Source organism: Nocardia coubleae NBRC 108252 (assembly GCF_001612805.1).
GTDB classification, from domain to species: Bacteria; Actinomycetota; Actinomycetes; order Mycobacteriales; family Mycobacteriaceae; genus Nocardia; species Nocardia coubleae.
In genome coordinates this window covers 164115-184588 of record NZ_BDBD01000027.1, presented here as the reverse complement: position 1 = coordinate 184588, position 20474 = coordinate 164115, and the positions used below count along the sequence as shown (strand labels likewise).

The 20474-nt window shown below is 68.8% G+C and carries 18 protein-coding genes; 6 read left to right on the top strand and 12 right to left on the bottom strand.

From position 1 onward, the window contains the following. Window positions 1-30: 30 nt before the first annotated feature. The 10 genes from NCO8_RS28325 to serS all read right to left on the bottom strand — a co-directional run bounded on the left by NCO8_RS28325 (window position 31) and on the right by serS (window position 13210). Window positions 31-1953 (bottom strand): protein kinase domain-containing protein, encoded by a 1923-nt coding sequence (locus NCO8_RS28325; RefSeq protein ID WP_067644205.1) that lies wholly within the window; start codon window positions 1951-1953, stop codon window positions 31-33. After that, a complete protein-coding gene (locus NCO8_RS28320) occupies window positions 1950-3800 on the bottom strand; it encodes a serine/threonine-protein kinase (RefSeq protein ID WP_067644202.1) in 1851 nt (616 codons plus the stop codon). Before NCO8_RS28320 ends, NCO8_RS28325 begins: the two co-directional genes overlap by 4 nt. Window positions 3801-3811: 11 nt before the next feature. After that, window positions 3812-4960, bottom strand: a complete 1149-nt coding sequence (locus tag NCO8_RS28315; RefSeq protein ID WP_157105155.1) for a DUF7373 family lipoprotein — start codon at window positions 4958-4960, stop codon at window positions 3812-3814. 55 nt (window positions 4961-5015) lie between these two features. Then, a complete protein-coding gene (locus tag NCO8_RS28310) occupies window positions 5016-6890 on the bottom strand; it encodes a serine/threonine-protein kinase (protein WP_067644195.1) in 1875 nt (624 codons plus the stop codon). Window positions 6891-7065: 175 nt separating this feature from the next. Continuing rightward, window positions 7066-8106, bottom strand: a complete 1041-nt coding sequence (locus NCO8_RS28305) for a DMT family transporter (RefSeq protein ID WP_210740952.1) — start codon at window positions 8104-8106, stop codon at window positions 7066-7068. Window positions 8107-8109: 3 nt separating this feature from the next. Continuing rightward, window positions 8110-9378 carry an MFS transporter gene (locus NCO8_RS28300; protein WP_245655537.1) on the bottom strand — a complete coding sequence of 423 codons (1269 nt, stop codon included), beginning with the start codon at window positions 9376-9378 and terminating at the stop codon, window positions 8110-8112. A 99-nt stretch (window positions 9379-9477) separates the two neighbouring features. Next, complete coding sequence (locus NCO8_RS28295; protein WP_067495331.1) at window positions 9478-9738, bottom strand: Txe/YoeB family addiction module toxin; 261 nt, start codon at window positions 9736-9738, stop codon at window positions 9478-9480. Next, window positions 9735-10028, bottom strand: coding sequence for a type II toxin-antitoxin system Phd/YefM family antitoxin (locus NCO8_RS28290; protein WP_067495328.1), 294 nt, complete (start codon window positions 10026-10028; stop codon window positions 9735-9737). Before NCO8_RS28290 ends, NCO8_RS28295 begins: the two co-directional genes overlap by 4 nt. A gap of 29 nt (window positions 10029-10057) precedes the next feature. Continuing rightward, the gene (locus tag NCO8_RS28285) at window positions 10058-11875 is read right to left on the bottom strand and encodes a putative bifunctional diguanylate cyclase/phosphodiesterase (RefSeq protein ID WP_245655536.1); all 1818 of its coding nucleotides are present in this window, start codon (window positions 11873-11875) and stop codon (window positions 10058-10060) included. Window positions 11876-11953: 78 nt separating this feature from the next. Further along, entirely contained in the window at window positions 11954-13210 is a 1257-nt protein-coding gene (gene serS / locus NCO8_RS28280; RefSeq protein WP_067644185.1) for a serine--tRNA ligase, read from the bottom strand. Between the two features lie 80 nt (window positions 13211-13290). On the opposite strand from serS, the gene NCO8_RS28275 reads away from it, so the two are divergent. From NCO8_RS28275 to NCO8_RS28250, 6 genes are all read left to right on the top strand, one after another. Next, window positions 13291-14988, top strand: coding sequence for an aldehyde dehydrogenase family protein (locus NCO8_RS28275; protein ID WP_067644182.1), 1698 nt, complete (start codon window positions 13291-13293; stop codon window positions 14986-14988). A 41-nt stretch (window positions 14989-15029) separates the two neighbouring features. Beyond that, window positions 15030-16094: a septum formation family protein gene (locus tag NCO8_RS28270; RefSeq protein WP_067644179.1), complete on the top strand. Its 1065-nt coding sequence runs from the start codon at window positions 15030-15032 to the stop codon at window positions 16092-16094. Beyond that, the gene (locus NCO8_RS28265; RefSeq protein ID WP_067495311.1) at window positions 16091-16441 is read left to right on the top strand and encodes a metallopeptidase family protein; all 351 of its coding nucleotides are present in this window, start codon (window positions 16091-16093) and stop codon (window positions 16439-16441) included. The genes NCO8_RS28270 and NCO8_RS28265 overlap by 4 nt, the downstream gene beginning before the upstream one ends. 110 nt (window positions 16442-16551) lie before the next feature. After that, window positions 16552-16863 (top strand): PE family protein, encoded by a 312-nt coding sequence (locus NCO8_RS28260; protein ID WP_067644176.1) that lies wholly within the window; start codon window positions 16552-16554, stop codon window positions 16861-16863. A 42-nt stretch (window positions 16864-16905) separates the two neighbouring features. Next, window positions 16906-18039, top strand: coding sequence for a PPE domain-containing protein (locus tag NCO8_RS28255; protein WP_067644172.1), 1134 nt, complete (start codon window positions 16906-16908; stop codon window positions 18037-18039). Next, on the top strand, window positions 18036-18866 hold the full coding sequence (locus tag NCO8_RS28250) for an ESX secretion-associated protein EspG (protein WP_067644169.1): 831 nt from the start codon (window positions 18036-18038) through the stop codon (window positions 18864-18866). Before NCO8_RS28255 ends, NCO8_RS28250 begins: the two co-directional genes overlap by 4 nt. On the opposite strand, the gene NCO8_RS28245 is transcribed toward NCO8_RS28250, so the two are convergent. Next, window positions 18863-19531, bottom strand: a complete 669-nt coding sequence (locus NCO8_RS28245; protein ID WP_067644166.1) for a histidine phosphatase family protein — start codon at window positions 19529-19531, stop codon at window positions 18863-18865. The two genes, NCO8_RS28250 and NCO8_RS28245, sit on opposite strands and share 4 nt — an antisense overlap. Next, window positions 19528-20442 (bottom strand): prephenate dehydratase, encoded by a 915-nt coding sequence (gene pheA, locus NCO8_RS28240; RefSeq protein ID WP_067644163.1) that lies wholly within the window; start codon window positions 20440-20442, stop codon window positions 19528-19530. Before pheA ends, NCO8_RS28245 begins: the two co-directional genes overlap by 4 nt. Window positions 20443-20474 lie beyond the last annotated feature (32 nt).

Genomic DNA, 20474 nt, shown 5'->3' with positions numbered 1-20474 from the left:
ACGATCCCCGCCCGAGTATCCCCTCCTTGCTCACCGCTTCGGTAGTTTCTCCACGGCCCGGCGCAGGAATGTGGTGGCGATCGAGCAGGATTGCTGGGTCGCACCGGGCATTCCTTCGACGGTGACCTGCACGGTTTCCTCACCTGCGTTGGGCACGAGGTAGGCCCGGGTGCATTTGAGGGTGCTGTCGTCTCCCTGGTAGACCTCCATGCCGTCGACACGCAGGACCTGCGGATTCTTGCCCGTGGTCACGTTGCTGGTGCGCAGGAGTTGCAGGTTCAGCCGGACGAGCGCGTCCCACTGGCAGGTGTGCGCGTCGGCGATGGTCGGCTGCGGTGGGAGAGGGCCGATGCCCTCGGTTACGGCGTCGCGGTCGAATAGGGTGCAGGGCTCGATCAGGGCGAGCGGGGACGGATGCTCGGCCTGCGGGGCCGCGGTCAGCGAGCGGGCCAGGGCGGCGGCCACGTGGTCGACGCCCGCGCAGTCCTTGACCGAAGGTGGGGTGAGCAGCGTGAGGACGATGCCCGCTTCGCGTTCGTCGCCCGGGCTCGCGATGGCGCGCACGCACCCGGACGGACTGCCGTGGGTGATCGGAACACCGTCGACCACAGTCTGATTCAGGGTGAGGTACTCGTCTTCCTTACCGAGCTCCAGATTGAGGATGTACTTGCCCGAGTCGAGGGAACATCCCCAGCGGCCGGTCGGTCGCGGTTTCCAGGAGTCGGCAGGGAGCGGGGTCGGTACCACGGGGACACCTGTGCCGATCGCGGACGTGAGCCAGGCGCAGGCATCGATGCGGCGCAACTCGGCCAGGGTCAGACCGGTCACCGGGCCGGGTTCACGTTCCGGACGCGAGACGAAGTAGGTGAGCCCGACCAGTGCGAGCAACGTCACGACCAGACCGCCCGCGATGCCGGAGCGCGCTAGAACATCCGCACCTGCCCACCGCTCGCGGCCGTATTCGGCAGTTTCCCTGGCCGTTTGGCGCAGCCGGGCAAACTTGGCGCCGACGGCTTCGGCGAACGGCTTCGCCGAGGGCAGCGGCTCCGCTGGGGTGAGCGCGGGGGCAGCAGCACGCAGCGCCGAGATCTCCGCCTGCACCCGGCCGATGTCGTCGAGAACCGGTGCGGGCCAGGGCGGCGGGCCACTCGGTGGGCCACCGAGATACTGGAGGATTTGTGCGGGCGTGGGCCTGGCCGCCGGGTCTTTGCGCAGGCATGCGGCAAGCATCTCGTAGAGCGGTTCGGGCACCCGGCTCAGATCGGGTTCGCGATTGGCGATATTGAACAGGGTGTACGGCACCGACGGCGCCGCGAACGGTGCCACTCCCGACGCTGCGTAGGCCAGCACCGAGCCGAGCGCGAAAACATCGACGGCGGGGGTGAGTTCCAGACCGAGTGCCTGTTCGGGTGCCAAGAAGTCGGGCGTGCCGATGGTGGTCGCTGTTCCGGTGGTGGACAGGCCTGCCGCAGGAGTGACGCCGATCTCACCAAGGCGCCCACCGTCTTTCGCCAGCAGGACGGTGTCGGCGCGCAATCGCTGATGCACCAACCCGGCGGCGTGCACGGCGCCGAGAGCGGACGCCAGTGCGGCGGCCAAGGCACGCACAGCGGGGACCGGTAACGGGCCGTGCTCGGCCACAGCAGCATCGAGCCGCACACCAGGTACGAAAAGCGATGCCAACCATGGCTTGTCGGCATCGGCATCGACATCGATCACCGTGGTGTTGGACGGCCCGGCGACACGCATGGCGGCAACGGCACTGTGCCGCAGCCGCACCCGGAATTCGGGTTCCGCGAGCAGTTCGGGGTGCACCTGCCGCACGACCACGAGCGAGTCGTCGGGGCCGGTGGCGAGCACACTGTGATCGCCTGCCGACGGGTCGAGCGCGCCGATCACCCGGTAGCGGCCGATGGTCTGCGGATCGTCCGGGCCCGGTGGATGAATCGTCATGAGGGAGGCAACTTCTGGAGGACGAATTCGAGTACGGGGGTGGCGAGGGCGCAGGGGCCGGCAGGGGATGAAGACGCGGCGTGGTATGTCACGGATATCTGCTCGGCCAGGTCGTCGTGGCTCGGCCGCGTCATGACCAGAAGATCACACACGGTGGCGTCGTCACGGCCGACGTAGACCGTGCGACCGCCGATCGTCCTGGTCGTCGGGTGGGCGTTGCCGGTCCGAACACTGTCAGGTCGGGTCTTTTCGGTGAGGTCGAGATAGAGGGAGCCGTCGGTGCCCCAGAAATTGCAGCTGTGTGGCGCGCGGGATCGCTCGGAATCGCCTACCGCGGCACGGACAGCCGCCATATCGACGAGGGCACACGGGTCGAGGGCGAGGATCGAGTTGTCGGGGTAGTCGCGCAGCGGAGGATCGACCGACAGGCGCCGGACGATGGCAGCGAGAGCTCGCTCGGCCACCGGACACCCGTCACCGCCCGGCACGCTCGCGGTGACCGAGAGAACCGTCTGCCTGCCGCTCTGCTCCTTGACCGAACGACGGCAGAAGGCGGACTCCCGCTCGTCGCCGAGCACCGGCATCCAGTTGATGGTCTGCCCGAGCGGCGGGTCGTTGGCGTAATCGGGCCGGGTTGTGTCGAGCGAGATGTTGATCTCGCGACCGGCGGGATCGCGATACGTGGACCGGCAATCGGAGGGGCTGGACCCTTCCACCCCGCTGACGGAGGTACCGAGTTCGCCGATCACCTGCGGTGTCAGAAGCGCGCAGATGTCGAGGCGCCGGGTCTCCTCCTCGGTCAGCGCCAGCGGCGGGTCGTCCATCGCGATCGCGGTGCCGTCCCGGCCGATGCCGACCAGTGCGATGCAGCCGAGGACCAATACCGACACCACTGCCGCCGCCGCTGCCAGGCGCGGCAGCTTCCGATCGGGTCGCGACTCCTCGACGATCGCCGCCGACGCGGTTCCGTTGGCCCACGCCGCCGCCTCCGCCTGGTGATCGGCGATGCGGCGACGAATACGCACCGGCCACACGGGTTCGGCGTCGATGCGGGCCGCGGCGTCGAGCAACTGCTCGGGAGTGGGTCGCGCGGCCGGGTCCTTGGCGAGACACGCGTCGACCAGCGAACGGATCGGTCCGGGGATAGCGGTGGTGTCCGGCGTGCTGTAGAGGACGTTGTAGAGGACCTGCGGTGTTGACGCCGCCGCGAAGGGGCTCGTGCCGGTAGCCGCCATCGCCAGGATCGCACCGACGGCGAAGACATCGGAAGCCGCTGTGAGCGTGCGGCATTCGGCCTGCTCGGGCGACATGTACGCGGGCGAGCCGATCACGGCGCCGGTGGCGGTGAGGGTGACGTCGTCTTCAACGGCGCGGGCGATGCCGAAGTCGATCACCCGTGGACCGTCATTGGTCAGCAGGACATTGCTCGGCGTCAGGTCCCGGTGCACCAGACCGGTGCGGTGGATTTCGAGCAAGGCCATCGCCAGGCCCGTGGCCAGCAGTTTCAGACCGCTCACCGTCAGGGGGCCGAACTCGGCGACCATGTCCTGCAGTGCCGGTCCCGCGATGTACTCCGAAGCGAGCCAGGGCGTTTCGGACTCCGCGTCGTGGTCGATCACGCCCGCGGTGTACGCACCGGTGACCTGCTGGGACGCGAGCACCTCCCGCCGGAACCTGGCGCGGAACTCCGGGTTGCCGGTGAACTGCTGATGGATCTGTTTCACCGCGACCAGTCGGCCGTCCGGTGCCTGCCCGAGCAGCACTTGGCCCATGCCACCCCGGCCGAGCACGGCCAGCAGCCGGTAGCGGCCGAGCTGCGCGGGATCACGTGGCCCCAGCGATGTCATGCGCGCTTCACTCACCACGAACCACCGAGCAGTGCGTATTGGGCCACGGCTTGGCGCCGGGTCTCGACTTCCTGATTGCCGTTGATACGGACGACGAATTCGCCGTGCCGCACCAGGCACGCGAACCGACGCGCGGGGACCGATGCGGGGTCGGGCCGAAGCGCGCTGTAGCAGGAGATACCCGGCAGACCTGCCACCCCCGAGGTTTCGCGGTATCGGGTGAGCATCTGCTGTTTCTCGACCTCGGCGTAGCTTTCGGCGGATGCGCTGTCCGCGGTGCGATACAGGAACTTGTTGTGCGCCACCGCGATCGTGTCGACCTTGTTGGCTTCGAGTTCGCGCATTCGCGTGCGGGGTTCGTTGTTCCGCAGGGCGAACGCACGTGGGCCGGTCACGAGGAAATCCCAGCGGTCGGGCCAGTAGTCGTCGGTTTTCACGATCCGCGGGAGCAGCTTGTCCGGGTCGAGCTTCAGGTTGGAAAGATCAGCTGCCGGTGTGGGCGTGAAGGTTTCGAGTTCGGCCAGCTGGGCACGATAGGTGCGGGTGAGCAGGTCGGCCAGCTGCTCGGGATTCGGGTCGACGATCTTCGCGTAGAGCCGGATCACCTGGTTCTTCCACACCAGCCAGCTACCGACCGTCGGTACACCGGGTCGCCAATGTGCGAGCGCCGCAGGGTATTCGGTGAGAACGATGGGCACGTTCTCGGGAGTCGCACCGAAATCTGCCGCGGCCATCGCCTGCGCGGCCGCGGTGGCCTGGGCTTCGTCCGGCAGCGACAGCAGGGTGATGGACAGGAATTTGTTCTTCAGTTCGTTGTCGTTGAGACCGTTGCCACCGATCACGCCGAACCCGGCGAGCACGTCGAACGGGTCGAGAGCGGTGCGCTGCACGCCCGAGAGCAGATCGTCGACGCCGCGCACACCGACGAGCGGGCCGCCGCCGTTGCCCGCGGTCAGCTCGGGGTCGATGCGGTCGGCGAAGATCACCCGCTCGCCGAGGCGCAGCGATTCGACCAGGGTGCCACGCATCCGGTTCGGGCCGTCGTCGTAGTCGCCCGGTTGCGCGACCAGCGCGTATTCGCCGTGGTCGGGTGCCTGGTCACCGCATGCGGCGGTGAGCAGACACAGCGACAACAGCGCCGCACCCCAGCGATAGCGCACGCCCATCCCCCTTCGAAACTCTGCCGTGAAGCTATCACCCCCGCGTTTGCCGCCGCTACCGCGCAGGCAGCCTGCCGACCGCCTGCTTCATCAGCGGATCTGCCACCGCGCACAGTTCGTCACCGCTCTCGGCAGGATTGCTGACCAGCACTTCGACGTCCTCGCGGTAGGTCTCGCCGATCTTGCGGAACAGGTACACCCGCTGGCAGCGGTGCTCGCCGACCCCGCTGATGCTGTCTTCCTCGACGATCACTCCGTCACCCAGGTCGACTGCCTTGCCGGTCAGTACTCGCTGCCGCGGTTGCGACGTCGTGATCCGGATGGTGTTGTTGTCGCGCACCCATTCACAGACGTGCGCGGATTTGGCGGTCGCCCGGCCGAGCGTCGGATCGTCCAGCAGCGCACAGGGATCCACCGACGACAGCGACTGTGCCGCGGCCGGCTCGGCGGACAGGGCGCCGATCGCGGCGGCGAGCCGGTCGACGGCGTGGTCGGCGAGGGCGCAGTCGGTGCGGGTGAAGGTGTCGACCACGATGCCCCAGCGTTGTCCATCGGCGCCGCCTTCGATGCCGAAGGCGCAGTCCTCGCCGCGTTGCGCGACCCCGTACCCGTTGGCGACCTTGCTGGTTGCGCCGAAACCTTCCAGCGCCGCGCCGATTTCGACGGCCAGGCGTGCGCCACCCGAGCTGCCGTCGCAACCCCAGCTCGCGGTCGGGAGCCAACGCCAGTCGGCGACCGTTGTCGCTGCCTTGTCGGCGGCTCCTTCGGGGAGCGTTGCGCCGAGAGCCTGGATCACCCACGCGCAGGTGTCTACCCCACGTAGACCATCCAGGGCCGGCAGGGTTTTCGTCGGGGCGGCGACCGTGGTCGGTGTCGGTGCGGGTTCGTCGCCGGGGCGCAGGACGACAAAGGTGATGGCCGCGATCAGAACAGCAGCGGCTGCGGCTATCCCGCCGAGTAGGACCGGGCGGCGTCTACGCGAGGGCGCTGGAGGTGGCGCGGCGATCGGCGTGTGGGCCGGGATGATCTGTGTTGCCTCGGGATCCGAGGTGAGGGCGACGAGATTCCGTGTCTGTTCGGCGATCTGGGCGTGGACCGGAGCGGGCCACGGCTGCGCCTGGACCGGCAGGACGCCTAGGTAGTCCAGGATCTGGGCGGGGGTCGGCCGGGTCTTCGGGTCCTTGCGCAGGCAACCGGCGATCAGCTCACGAAGCTCGACCGGCACATTCTCGAGTTGCGGTTCGCTGTGCACGATATTGAACAGCGTGTACGGCGCCGAGTTGGCCGCGAAAGGGCTCTTGCCGGTGGCGGCCATGCACAGCATCGAGCCGAGGGAGAAGACGTCGCTCGCCGACGTCACCGGTTCGCTCATCGCCTGCTCTGGCGACATATAGGCGGGTGAGCCGACCACCGCGCCGACCTCGGTGAGCGGCGCCCCTGTTCCGGTGGCCTGGGCGATTCCGAAGTCGATCACGCGCGGTCCGTCGGTGGCGAGAATGACGTTGGCGGGCTTGAGGTCCCGGTGTACCAGGCCGGTGCTGTGGATGGAGTGCAGTGCCGAGGCCAAGCCGGAGGCGAGCGTGCGCATCGCCGGAACCGGCAGCGGTCCCAGTTCGCGGACCGCCTTGTCCAACGGCACACCGGGGATGAACAGCGAAGCGAGCCAAGGTGGTTCGGCCTTGGTGTCGAAGTCGACCACCGCGGCGGTGAACGCCCCCGACACCCGGGCCGAGATGGCGACCTCGCGCTCGAAGCGGGCGCGGAACTCGCGGTCGTCGAGCAGATGGGCGTGGATCTGTTTGATGGCGACGAATCGGCCGTCCGGACCGGTCGCCAGGACCACCCGACCCATCCCGCCCGACCCGAGCACACCCTGCACCCGATAACGACCGATCACCGGTGATTCGGTCGGCGACAACGGCTCGATCACTGCACTCCCCCAGCTCGGACCCGCCGACGCGGGTGAGCGCGCCATCGTCCGTCGGCGCGCTCGCTCGCCAGCAACCTAACATTTCACCGATGTGTCAGCGACGTGCTCGCCGGGCCACGAAGTTCCGCCGGGTGTCGATGACCCGCGTGCGACAGCCCCTTGGCGGGCCGTGGTGTCAGCTGCGCGCATTCTCCGGCGGTGACGATGCGGCGCGGCTCGCGATGATCACCGCGATCAGGACGATCGCGCAGCTCAGGACTGCGATCGGCGCCAGGCGGCCGTCGGCGGTGTCGAGGAGGAGGGCGGCGACGAGTTGGCCTGCTACCGAGGTGAGGCCGAGGAGGAGGACGCCGATCATGCTGACGGTGATCGCGGCCAGGGCGATGAAGGCTACGCCGATCAGGCCGCCTAGGTAGAGCCAGGGGGTGGTGGGGAATTGGGTGGGGAGGCCCTTGGTGAGGAGGGTGAAGATGTCGAAGAGGCAGAGGGCGATCAGGCCGACGGTGAAGTTGACGAGGGTGGCGGGGAAGGGGCCGCCGACTGCGCCGACGCGGCCGTTGACCGCCTGCTGCCAGGCCAGGCCGATGCCGGCGAGGGCAGGTAGGGCGATGAGCAGGTAGTCGGGGACACCGGTGTCGGCGAGGGCGGGGGCGTCGCGGCCGCTCGCCGCGAGGACGACACCGATGATGCCGAGGCCGGCGGCCAGCACCCGCCACCAGGTGATCGGTGTCCGGCCGTTCGGTGCGAGACCTACCCGGTCGACGACGAGGCTGCTGAGGAGTTGGCCTGCGACGACGGCGACGGTGAAGGCGGTGACGCCGATGGCGGCGATGGTGAGGCCCTGGCTCGCGACGAAGAACGCACCGCACACACCGCCCAGGAGGTACCAGGGGCGCAGGCTGCCGTCAGTCGTGGCGGTGCGGACCGAGCCGAGGCCCGATCGCAGGGTCGGGCTGACCGCGAAGGCGATCAGCAGAGCCAGCAGGCCGATTCCGAAACTGATCGTGGCGGCTGCGACACCGTCGCCGAGTTCCGCTCCGAGTGCCCCGTTGATCCGTCCCTGCACCGCGACACCGCCGCCGATGCAGAACCCGAAGATCGCTCCGAGACCGTTGCGTCCGACCACTCCGCCCTTTCCGCCGTCGTAGCTTTCGACACTACCGATGCGCGAACCGACGGCGGCTCGGTGGCGATCCGTACTCGGCCGGGTTGCCAACGATCATTTCCGTCCCGGCAACCAACTCGGTGCGACCAGCCCGGCTGCCAACAACACCACTCCCAACCCGGCGATCGCCACAGACATCGAAACCCACTGTGTAGCAGCGGCAACCACACCGAAGACCGCCAACGCCACCACCTCCGACAGCAAGCCGACCACCGAGGTGACCGTTGCCCGGGCGCGCCCTTCGATCGCATCCTGCAGGCGCGCGCCGGCGACGACCTCGGCATTGAAGTCGATCCCGTACGCCACGGCGATCCCGAGGAATCCGATCCACAGCAGTCCGGCGCCGACAGCCAACGCACCGGCGATGAACAGGAGCCCCGCGACGAACAGCGCGACTCCGACCAGCCGTGCGGGCGCGGACTCGGTGCGACCCGCCAACAGCGAACCGGCCAGCGAACCCGCGACGGTCACGCCGACGAGCAAGGCGGAGGTGGCGGGCGAGGCACCGCCGGAAACAGCGAGCAGGCCGAAGTATTCGTCGAAAGCGGTGACGCCGTAGAGAAGTGCGCCGAGCAGCACACCGCGACGCACTCGCCGCACATGCATCGACTCGGCGATCCCGGTCCGGAGCATCGCCACATAGCGCTCGCGTGCCGGTCGATCCGCCTCGACAACGCCCGGAGGTGCGGTGACTCCGGGAGGCGGCGTCGGGTCGTCTTCCAGCGCATCCACTTCCGTGGCCGAAATGGCCACCGGCGCACGGGGCAGTGCCAGCGCGGTGACGGTGTGAACCACACCGACGCCGACGCTCACCCAGCCGACCAGGCCGTACCCACCCCACGCGAAAAGCGGTGCGGCCGCGACGATCGCGATGAGAACGGTCGTCTCCTGCGCGGCCCGCGCCCAGCCCATGATGCGCGCGTACTGGGCGGTTTCCCCTCGCGCCACCAGGTCGTCGTAGATCAACGCCTCGAACGTGCCCGATTCCAGCGCACCGGCGATCCCCCACACGACGAACCCCACCGCGAACCCGGCGAACGAGGGAGCGACCATCCAGATCGTGAACCCGGCTGCCTGCAGCACCGCGCTGAACACGAGCAGACCCCGCCGCGACACCGTGTCCGCCCACGCCCCGGAGGGCACCTCGAGCAGGAACGCCGTCACCGACCACAGCGCGAGCAGCAACGAGATCTGCGCGGTCCCGAGCCCGTGATCAGCGAAAAGCACACCGTAGAGCGCGTAGATGGGCAGCAGATCCCGCGAGCCCTTGAACAGCACCGCGCGAACCCCGAGCCCACGCACACTGCCCGGCGCACGACTCACCGCCGCCGCCAGGCGCCTACACAGCGAGAAAGGTCAACAGCCGTAGATGAGCATCCGCATGCGTCCATCGTTCGCCACCGCCAACCACCCGTCAAGCAGTTATTCGTAGTGATGACGGCACGACAAGATCCGGATCACACCGCCGTCGACCCGATAGACCAACCGATGTTCCTGCGTGATCCGGCGCGACCACCAGCCCGAAAGACTGTGCAGCAGTGGCTCCGGCTTGCCGATCCCATCGGCTTGACCATTGGTCGCGATGTCGTCCAGCAGGCGGTTGATCTTGCGAGCGGCAGCACGGTCATTGGCGACTGTCCAGACATAGTCCGCCCAGGCTTCGGAGAAGAACTCCAGCTTCACGCGACACCGGCCGAGTCACCGGTTGCATCACCATCGGGAACATCGAGGCGCGCCTGCGGAGCGAAGCCACCCGCCGCGAACTCCTCCAGCCCGCGTTGCAGGTGCCGTGCATTAGCGGGAGTGCCTAGTAGATGCGCGGTTTCCTTGAGCGCCTCGTACTCCCGTAGCGAAACGACGACGGCCGCGTCGTGCCCCGCGCGTGTGACAACGACCTCTTCGAGGTCATCGGTGGCGGCGTCCAGCACACTCGCCAATGTCGCGCGGGCTTCGGTGTAGCTGATCTGCCTCATGAAATCACTGTACAGGAATTCTGTACAGATCAGCCGAGGGGGATCCAGCCGTTGGCGGCGAGGGAATCGTCGTCGTCGGAGTGGGGGGCGTTGAGGTCGTTGATGAGGTCGGAGACCGGGTGGGAGTCGCTGTAGTGGTAGCCCTGGGCCAGGGCGAAGCCGAGTTCGGTGAGGACGGCGGCCTGGTATTCGGTTTCCACGCCCTCGGCGATGACCTGCAGGTCGAGGGACTTGCTGAGGGCGGCGATGACGCCGAGCAGGGGTGGGGCGGGGGAATCGGAGCGGATGGCGGCGACGAAGGACTGGTCGACCTTCAGGATGTCGCTGGGGATGGTCGCCAGGCGGCTCAGTGAGGAGTAGCCGGTGCCGAAGTCGTCGATGGCGATGCGCACGCCTCGGTCGCGCAGGGTGTGCAGGTTGGCGATGGCCGTCTGGGATTCGGCGGCCAGTTCGCTTTCGGTCACCTCGAGCACGAGCTGGTCGGCGGGCCAACCGGTGTCGTTGAGGATGGTGGCGACCCGCTCGGCGTAGTCGGTCTCGGCCAGTTCCAGGCCGGAGACGTTCACGTTCAGGGTCAGGTTCAGGGAGGCGAAGCTCTCCTGCAGGCGGGCGGCGTCGGCGCAGGCGCGGCGCAACACCAGTTCGTCCAGGTCGGAGATGAGGTCGTATTCCTCGGCGACCCGGATGAGGCCCTCGGTGGTGACCTCGGGCTGCGCGTTGGACGACCAGCGCAGCAACGCTTCGACACCGACGGCCTGACCGCCGTCCTCGGTGAGGCTGACGATCGGCTGGTAGTGCACGTCGAGGGCGCCGCTGTCGATGGCCTCGCGCAGCTCGACCGCGAGCGGCAACTGCCGCGACGATTCGAGCACCGTGCGGTTGCGTCCGGCCTGCTTGGCCCGGTACAGACCCACATCGGCACGGCTGATCAGCAACGAGCCCGACTCGCCGGGCTGCCACGAGGTGACACCGGCCGAACAGCCCATGGTCACCGCCGCACGCAGCTGTTCGGTGAGCAGGATCGCGGCCTGCTCGGTGGTGCCGGGCAGAAGCAGCGCGAATACATCGCCGCCGAAGCGGGCGAGTACCTGGTCGGGGGCGAGCAGGTCGAGCCAGGTGTCGGCCACGCGCTGCAGAACGGCGTCGCCGGCGCGGTGACCGAGATGGTCGTTGATCTTCTGGAAACGGTCGAGGTCGACCAGCACCAGCGACAGGCCCTGCCCGCCGCGTCCGGCCGCGTCGATCGCCGGGTTGAGCTGCTTTTCGAAGCCGCGCCGGTTGAGCAGGCCGGTGAGTACGTCGATATCGGCGTCGGACGCCATACGGGTGAGGATGCCGACCACCACCCCGGCTCCGAAGGTGACTCCGGCCGGGATAAGGCCCGACCACCACGGCAGCCCGCGATCGGGCAGCACCCACAGGCACAGCACCATCGCGAGACCGATGTGCGCGGCGGCCTGTGGCCAGGCGAAGAACAGTGCCGCGTCGCAGGCGATGAAGACATAGAACGACGCGAGCGTGATTCCGCCGACGAGGTTCGGGAACGAATGCACCGCGATGGTGACCAGCACGGTCGCGGTCGCCAGGTAGAGGTGGTGCAGCGCGTGCGGCATGCGCGGGCCCCAGGCCAGCAGCGTCAGACCGAGCAGCAGCGCGACCGCGGCGGCGGTGCCGACCAGCAGCCTGTTGCCGTCGTTGCCCGGCGCGACGGCAGTGATGGTCAGGCCGAGGACACCGCCGAGAACGTAGAACGCCCCCGTTGTCCTGGCCATGACTTTTGCCGTCGCCAACGCCGATGCCGCCCGCACCCGGGTTCGGGTATCGCCGCGCGCCCCGATTCCTCGCACGAGCACCAGCCTAGATGTTGTTCGGTTCCGATGTTTGCCACATCACACAAATGCCTGACCAGCAAACAGTGGAAAGCTCTACGGTGTCAAAACGTCGGTGCCGACGAACGGCACCAGCGCCTCGGGCACCCGGACCGAACCGTCGGCCTGCTGGTGGTTCTCGAGGATCGCCACGATCCAGCGGGTGGTCGCGAGCGTGCCGTTCAAGGTCGCCGCGATCTGGGCCTTTCCGTTCTCGTCGCGGTAGCGAACCGAGAGCCTGCGCGCCTGGAAGGTCGTGCAGTTGGAGGTGGAGGTGAGCTCGCGGTAGGTCTGCTGGGTGGGCACCCACGCCTCGCAGTCGAACTTGCGCGCGGCCGAGCTGCCGAGGTCGCCCGCGGCCACGTCGATCACCCGGTAGGGCACGTCGATCGCGGCGAGCATCTCGCGTTCCCAGGCGAGCAGGCGCTGGTGCTCTTCGGCGGCCTGGTCGGGGGTGGTGTAGACGAACATCTCCACCTTGTCGAACTGGTGCACGCGGATGATGCCGCGGGTGTCCTTGCCGTAGCTACCGGCCTCGCGACGGAAGCACGACGACCAGCCCGCGTACCGCTTCGGGCCCGCACTCAGGTCGAGGATCTCGTCGGCGTGGAAGCCCGCCAGTGGCACCTCCGAGGTGCCGACCAGGTACAGGTCGTCGTCGGCGAGGTGGTAGACCTCGTCGGAGTGCTGACCCAGGAAGCCGGTACCGGCCATGATCTCCGGCCGGACGAGCACCGGCGGGATCATCATGGTGAAACCGTTGGCCACCGCCCGCTGCGCGGCCAGCTGCAGCAAACCGAGCTGCAGCAGCGCGCCGTGCCCGGTGAGGAAGTAGAACCGCGAACCCGACACCTTGGCGCCGCGCTCCATGTCCAGCAGCCCGAGCGACTCACCGAGCTCCAGGTGGTCCTTCGGCTCGAAGTCGAATTGCGGTGGGGTGCCCACGGTTTCGAGCACGACGTAGTCGTCCTCGCCGCCCGCCGGCGCACCTTCCTGCACGACATTGGAGATGGCGCGATGCGCGGCGTCGAGATCGGCGTCGGCCGCGCTCTGGGCGTGCTCGGCCTCTTTGACCTTCGCCGACATGTCGGTGGCTGCGGCCAACAGCGCGGGACGTTCTTCCTTGCTCGCCTTGCCGATCACCTTGCCCATGGCCTTGTGCTCGGCGCGCAGGGAGTCGGCGGTGGCGACGGCGGCGCGGCGGGCCGCGTCGGCTTCGAGCAGGGCGTCGACGAGCGCGGGGTCCTCACCGCGGGCCCGCTGCGAGGCACGGACGGCTTCCGGGTTCTCGCGCAGGAATCGGAGGTCGATCATGAGAAAACAGCCTAGTTGTTTACGCGATCCTCAGAATTTCGGCCTATGCCAACGTGCCCGGGCGGGGGCATAGTTGCGGGGTGAGTACCACTTTCGACACCGCCGTCATCGATACCGCGCTCGACGATCTCACCGAGGGGGCGAAAACCTGGGCCGCGACCGATCTGCGCCGCCGCCGCGAGCTGCTCGACGAGCTGCACGCGCTCACCGCACGCGACGCCGAGTCGTGGGTGGCCGCGGCCAGGACCATCAAGAAACTCGACGCCGACAGCCCGCTGCTCGGTGAGGAGTGGATGTCGGGCCCGATGACGCTGCTGGCGGGCGCCAAGGCGCTGAGCGAGTCGCTGTCGGCGCTCGAGCGTGGCGCCAGCCCGATCGACGGCGTCGACCTCGGTACCGCGCCCGGCGGCCGGGTGAGCGTGCCCGCGCTGCCACACGGCTTCTACGACTGGCTGCTGCTCAACGGGTTCAGCGCCGAGGTGTGGTTGCGTCCCGGTGTCGACGCGGCCACCGCGCGGCGCAAAGCCGGTCTGGCCCAGCGTGATCCGAAGCAGACCAACGGTGTCGGCGCGGTGCTCGGCGCGGGCAACATCATGTCCATCGCGCCGCTGGACACCCTCTACGAGCTCTACGCCAACAACCGGGTGGTCGCGCTCAAGCTCAACCCGATCACCGATCCGCTGCTGCCGGTGTTCCAGGCGGTGTTCGCGCCGTTCATCGAGCTCGGCGTGGTACGCATCCTCACCGGCGGCGCGCCCGAGGGCGGTTACCTGGTGAACCATCCGAAGGTCGACCACGTGCACATGACCGGCGGCGCGCCGACCCACGACGCGATCGTATGGGGTGTCGGCGAGGACGCGCAGCGCCGCAAGCAGGCCGGGGAGCCCGCGCTGACCAAGCCGATCACCAGCGAACTCGGCGGCGTGGCGCCGTGCATCATCGTGCCGGGCAAGTGGAGCAAGGCCGACCTGAAGTTCCAGGCCGAGCACGTGGCGACGATGCGCCTGCACAACGGCGGCTACAACTGTGTGGCCGCGCAGACGGTCGTGCTCAGCGCCGATTGGGACCAGAAGGACCAGTTCCTCACCGAACTGCGCGCCGCCATCGACAACGCCCCCGTCCGCACCGCCTACTACCCCGGCAGCGACACCCGCGTCGAGGGCGCGCTGACCAGCTACCCCGATGCCGGGCGCGCCAACGGCCGCGTCCTCGTCGAGAACCTGCCGATGACCGGCACCCCACTGCTGCGCACCGAGTACTTCTCCCCCGTCCTCGGCGTGGTCGAACTGCCCGGCACGGGCGCGGAATTCCTCGACAAGGCGGTCGATTTCGCCAACGACGAGTTGATGGGCACCCTCGGCGCCAACCTGCTCGCGCATCCGGCGACCATCAGCGAACTCGGCGACGCCTTCGACACGGCCGTGGCGAACCTGCGCTACGGCACCGTCGCGATCAACTCGTGGACCGGTCTGGCGTTCCTGACGCCACGTGCGAGCTGGGGCGCTTTCCCGGGGCACACCATCGACGACATCCAGAGCGGCATCGGCGTCGTCCACAACGCCTTCCTGCTCGACGACGTCGAACGCACGGTGGTGCGCGGACCGTTCCGCCCGGCGCCCCGCTCGCTGTTCGCGGGCGAATTCGCCACCACCCCGAAACCGCCGTGGTTCGTCGCCAACAAGACCGCCGCGGCCACCGGTCGCAAGCTCACCGGCTTCTACGGTGACGGCAAGCTGCGCAGACTGCCCGGCATCTTCGTCACGGCTCTGCGCGGCTGAGCCCGCCCGCCGCGCCGATCGGCTCCCATACAATCGCCGTCGTGTCCGATCATCAGAGCGACCCGGCCGAGAAAACCGCTGAACGCGGCGCCGGTCCGCTGCATCTGTCGGCGACGAAACTGCGGTGGGGACTGCTGATCGGCGCGCTCGGCGCGGTGCTCGCGGCGCTGGTCACGATGACGGTGACCGGTTTCGAATCCGACAAGGTGGAGGCACACCAGCCCGGCGCCGCGCCCGTGGTCATGGACAAGGAATTCAGCAGCGCCAACGAGGGCGACTGCCTGACCTGGGGCAAGCCCGACCGCAGCGACCTGCTGAAGGTGAACTGCGCCGACCAGCACCTGTTCGAGGTGGCCGGTGTCGTCGACCTGAAGGCCTACCCCGGCCGCGAGTTCGGCGACGGCACCCGGCACCCGGACTCGCTGCGGATGACCGAGCTGCGCGACGAACATTGCGTGCCCGCGGTGCAGCGCTACCTCGGTGGGCGGTTCGATCCGCGCGGCAAGTACATGGTGAACGTGATGTCGCCGAGCCCGGCGGGCTGGCAGCACGGTGACCGCACGCTGCGGTGCGGGCTGCAGGTGGCCGCCACGTCGACCAGTCCGGCCTCGACCGGTTCGGTGACCCAGGGCGACCAGTCGAAGGTGCACGCCGTCGGCACCTGCCTCGGCATCAACCAGAACCTCCCGACCGACCCGGTGGACTGCGCGCAACCGCACGCCGTCGAGATCGTCGGCAACGTCGACCTGGGGAAGAACTTCACCGGTGGACCGCCCTCGGAGGCCGATCAGGACAAGTTCGTCGAGGCCGAATGCAATCGTTTGTCCACCGAATACCTCGGCAGCCCCGACGCGATCCGCAACAAGACGCTCACGCTGTTCTTCGATTATCTGGAACCGACCAGTTGGCTCGCCGGCAGCAGGCAACTCGACTGCTGGCTCGGAAAGGGCGCCGACCGTGAGGGTTTCGCGCCGATCGTCGGTTCGGCGCGCGGGGAAATCCTGATCGACGGACAGGCTCCGGTTCCGCCGCCCAACACCGGCCGCTCCACACCGGCACCGCTCCCGGGCGCCGCACCGCTGCCGCCGCAGCCACAACCGCGATGACCGAACGGATGTCGCCCGACCGGTTCGAGGAGCTGGTCGGCGACGCGCTCGACCTGATCCCACCCGAGCTCACCGGGGCGATCGACAACGTCGTTGTGCTGGTGGAGGCACGTAACGACGAGGAGCCATCCCTGCTCGGTCTCTACCACGGCGTCGCCCTCACCGAACGCGACAGTTACTACGCGGGTTCGCTTCCCGATACCGTAACCATCTATCGGGAGGCTATTCTCGACATCTGTAGCAGTGACGACGAGGTGGTCGAGGAGGTCGCGATCACCGTGATCCACGAAATAGCACACTATTTCGGGATTGACGACGACCGGCTACATGAGCTGGGATGGGGCTAGCGAAGTTGGGTGGGGAAATCGATGGAACCGAACGACCCGCTCTCGCGTCCTATCACTCGTAGGGGGAATTCTCGTGGTTCCCGTTAGTCGCCACTAGAAGGAGTCGGGTCATGGTTGGACACGTTCTCGTCGCACCGGAAATCGTTCTCGCCGCAGCCGCCGAGCTGGATCTGCTCGCCGAGCGGCTCGCCGCAGCAGCCGCGCTGGCCGGGCCGACCACGCATGTGCTGCCTTCGGGCGCGGAAGAGGTCTCGCTGTTGGCGGCGGGTCACTTCAACCGCGCCGCGGCTACACACGACGGCGCCATCGCCCAGGGCATTCTCGAGCTGCACCATGCGGCCGCGACTCTGCGCTCGCAGCTGGTCACCCACATCGGCGAGGACGTTGCCCGCGCGGCGACGATCAACGCTGTCCAGGTGTAACCGAACCCGCCCGACGATCATTCATTCAGGGGAGAAACAAGCATGACCGCAGGGATCACCGGGGTCTTCTGGCTGCCGCGCATGGCCGAAGTCAACTCGACCACACTCAACGCGGGCGCCCACGCCGTGCCGATCTCGGCCGCGGCAACCTCGTGGGGCACCCTCGCCGCCGCCTGGGGCGACGCCGCCTTCACTGTCACCCGTGTGATCGCCGAGGTGGGCGTCGGTCTGCAGGGCGTCAACGGTCTGGCCGTGCTCGGCCGGCTCGCGCCGTTCCTGCACTGGACCGGGCAGCAGAGCGTGATGGCCGCGACCATGAGCGCCAAGGCTGCCGCCAACGCCACCGCCTACACGGTCGCCTCGATCGCCATGCCGAGCCTGCCCGAGATCGCCGCGACCAATGCGGCGGTCGCGGCGTCGGCCAACCCGCCCGGCGTCGTGTCGGGTGCGTTCGAGGTGGCCGAGGTCGCCCGGCACGCGATGGATATCCGCGCCGCGCTGGTGATGGAGACCTACGAGGCCGCCACCACCGCCACCGTCACCACCCCCGGTGAGTTCGCCATGCCGCCCGCCATCGCCAGCGGCGCCGGTTCGGCCGCCCAGGGCGAGTTCGGCGGCGGCGATCCGCTGCAGACCGCCGTGGCCGCCGCGCAGGCGTTCGTGTCCAACCCCGGCGTGGTCAGCGCGGCCACCCAGGCCGCGAACGTGGCGGGCAGCGTCGTGTCCGGTGGTGTCGGCACGGTCGGCAATATCGGTGCGACCGCGCTGTCGGCAGCCACCTCGACCGTTCCCGCCGCCGCCGGTGTCGCGCCCGCGATGGCCGCCGGTGCCGGAGCCGGAGCCGCCGCGATGGGTGGCATGTCCACCGCGTCGGCGAGCCTCGGTGGGGTGTCGCTCGGCGGCAGCGGGCTGAAGCTGCCCGAAGGCTGGGGTGCACCGTCGGCGAGCGCTCCCGCGGCCGCGCCGGTCGGTGAGACCGTTGTCGCCCGCTCGGAGACCGCGCCCGCGCGCACCACCGCGCCGGCCGCCAACCCGCTGCTCGGCAACCGCGCCAAGGGCGAGGACGACGAGGAACACGACGCGAACGACTACGGGCGCTCCGACGAGGCGTTCACCGATGGCCGCTATGTCGCCGAGGGAGTGATCGGCGCCGATCTCACCGGATCGGCCAAGTGACGGTGCTCGGCGGGGGCGGCGGCGGATCGCTGCTCGAGGCGGTGGTGCTCTCGCTCGACGAGATGCAGTTCCTGCTCGAGAAGCTGCAGTTCGACGAGATGCCCGTGGTGCTCGACGCCATGGGCCGCTACGACCATGTTTCCGCGCACGACGCGGCCATGGAGGCAGCCGAAAAGCTGCTCACCGAACGGGAATTGCTGTTCGGCGACGTGGTGGTACCCGAACTCGCCGAGCGCTTGCGGGTGCTCTACCGGCCGCAGTGGATCATCGCGCTGCGGTGGGTGGTCGCCGGCCAGGTGAACCGGTTCTGTCTGGCGCAGGGCGACGACCGCGCGGTCGTCGCCCTGCGCGGGCCGGACTCCTATGTCATCGACGACGCGGGTCTCGACCTGCCCGGTGCGGTGCTGCAAGCTCTCGGCACCACCGAGGCGCTCGAGCTGTACGGCATGAACGCGCCGACCGAGCAGCTCGCCCCGATCTTCGGCGACACCGGTGACGCGGCCGCCACCGCTGGGCGGCTCAGCGAGGTGGGCAAGCCCGCCACCGACGCGAAGACGCTCGCCTCGGCGCTGGTCGAGATCCACTCCTACGCCGAGATCGTCGGCGTGGCCTACGGCGACGGCACCCGCGATGTGCAGGACAACCACATCGCCGTGTTCAACACGCGCGCAGGACGTTTCATCATCACCGCCAGCGTCGCCGACGACGGCGTGAAGTGGTCGTCCATCGCCACCGGAACCAACGCCCGCCTCCGCACAGCGGTAGCCGACCTCATCGAATCCCTCCCGCTCCGAGAGGAATTCAAGGCCACCGTCCAGGGCGCTTAGCCCATCGGGTCGTCCGGGGTTGGGTCGGCCTTCACGGTGAACGGTGGGGTGAATCGGCCCCAGCGCAGGCATTCCCAGCCGCCGTCCTCGGTGGGGAGGAGTTCGATCGTCTCGGTGTTGTCGAGGTGGTTGTTGGTGGTGAACGGCGGTGCGACGCCTGCCAGTTCCTTGCCGACCAAACGCATTGCGGCGCCGTGGTTCACGACGACCACGTCGCCGTCCTCGTCGCCCTCCAGGTACTGCGCGCGGAGCTGGGCCAGGACCGGGAGGATGCGGTCGAGCACCTCACGGCCGGATTCGCCGCCGGGGGTTCGCGTGTCGAGTTCGCCGTGATGCCAGCCGCGGTAGATCCGCTGGAACAGTTCGTGGGAGTCGCGGTCGGAGCGGCCGTGGAGTTCGCCGACCTGCACTTCGTAGAGGTCGGGCAGGACCTGGGCGGTGGTGCCGGTGGCGGCCTCGATGTAGCCCGCGGTCTGGCGGGCGCGCAGGGCCTCCGAGGCCACCAGCACCCGGGGCGGGCGAATCAGCGTGTCGCCGAATGCTTTCGCCTGTGCCACACCGCGTTCGGTGAGTGGCAGGCCGGGGACCTGCGTGTCGAGGATGCGGGCCACATTGCCCTCCGTCTCGCCGTGGCGGACCAGGATGAGCTTCGCGCGGTTTGTCATAGGTCCGCGGCCCCCTTTCGCAATTGCGTCAACCACTCCGCGGCGGGTTCGTCCGACGGCGGCGGGGTGCCGACCGCCGAACAGGCGGGCCACGAACCGAGGAAACGGATCCGGGCGGTGCGGTGCAGCGCCTTCAGGGTCTCTGCGACGGCCGGGTCGTCGATATGGCCGACGCAGTCGAGGTAGAACCGGTAGGTGCCCATGCCGGTGCGGGTGGGCCGCGATTCGATGCGGGTGAGATCGACACCGCGCGTGGCGAATTCGGCGAACGCCCGCATGAGCGAGCCCGGTTCGTTGGGCAGTTCGAGGACGACGGAGGTGCGGTCGGCACCGGTCGCCTGCGGGGCAACGCCGGGCCTGCGCACCAGCACGAAACGGGTGATGGCCTGCTCGTGGTCGGCCACACCTTGCGCGAGGGCGACGAGGCCGAGCCGTTCACCGGCGAGGGCGGTGGAGACGGCCGCGTCGGCGGTGCCCGCGACCACGTCCTCGGCGGCGGCGGCGTTGGAGGCCGAGATGAACGGCTTCGCCTCGGGCATATTCCTGGCCACCCACTCGCGCACCTGCGCGGCCGCTACCGGGTAGGCCGCGAGGGTGCGCACGTCGGCGAGGGTGGTGCCGGGCCGGGCGAGGATCGTGAAGGTGACCTCGAGTTCGGTCTCGGCGACGATCTGCAGGCGCGGACCGACGGCCAGCGAGTCGAGGGTGGCGGGGATGGAGCCTTCGACCGAGCTCTCGATCGGGACGACGGCGCCCGTCACCTCACCGGAGCGGATCAGGTCGAGTGCCGCACCCTGACTGGGCGCGGCGATGCGCTCGACGGGTTCGTCGAACGCCCCCGATTTCTCGAACTGCACCAGCGCCATCTCGGTGAAGGTTCCGGATGGCCCGAAATACGCGATACGCGGCACACAGAAAGATTAGCTGGACCGGCGGTCCGCGC

Coding starts and splice junctions, on each gene's coding strand:
- NCO8_RS28325 (WP_067644205.1), bottom strand. CDS start 1,953: ATGACGATTCATCCACCGGGCCCGGACGATCCGCAGACCATCGGCCGC.
- NCO8_RS28320 (WP_067644202.1), bottom strand. CDS start 3,800: ATGACATCGCTGGGGCCACGTGATCCCGCGCAGCTCGGCCGCTACCGG.
- NCO8_RS28290 (WP_067495328.1), bottom strand. CDS start 10,028: ATGAGGCAGATCAGCTACACCGAAGCCCGCGCGACATTGGCGAGTGTG.
- serS (WP_067644185.1), bottom strand. CDS start 13,210: ATGATCGACCTCCGATTCCTGCGCGAGAACCCGGAAGCCGTCCGTGCC.
- NCO8_RS28265 (WP_067495311.1), top strand. CDS start 16,091: ATGACCGAACGGATGTCGCCCGACCGGTTCGAGGAGCTGGTCGGCGAC.
- NCO8_RS28260 (WP_067644176.1), top strand. CDS start 16,552: ATGGTTGGACACGTTCTCGTCGCACCGGAAATCGTTCTCGCCGCAGCC.
- NCO8_RS28255 (WP_067644172.1), top strand. CDS start 16,906: ATGACCGCAGGGATCACCGGGGTCTTCTGGCTGCCGCGCATGGCCGAA.
- NCO8_RS28245 (WP_067644166.1), bottom strand. CDS start 19,531: ATGACAAACCGCGCGAAGCTCATCCTGGTCCGCCACGGCGAGACGGAG.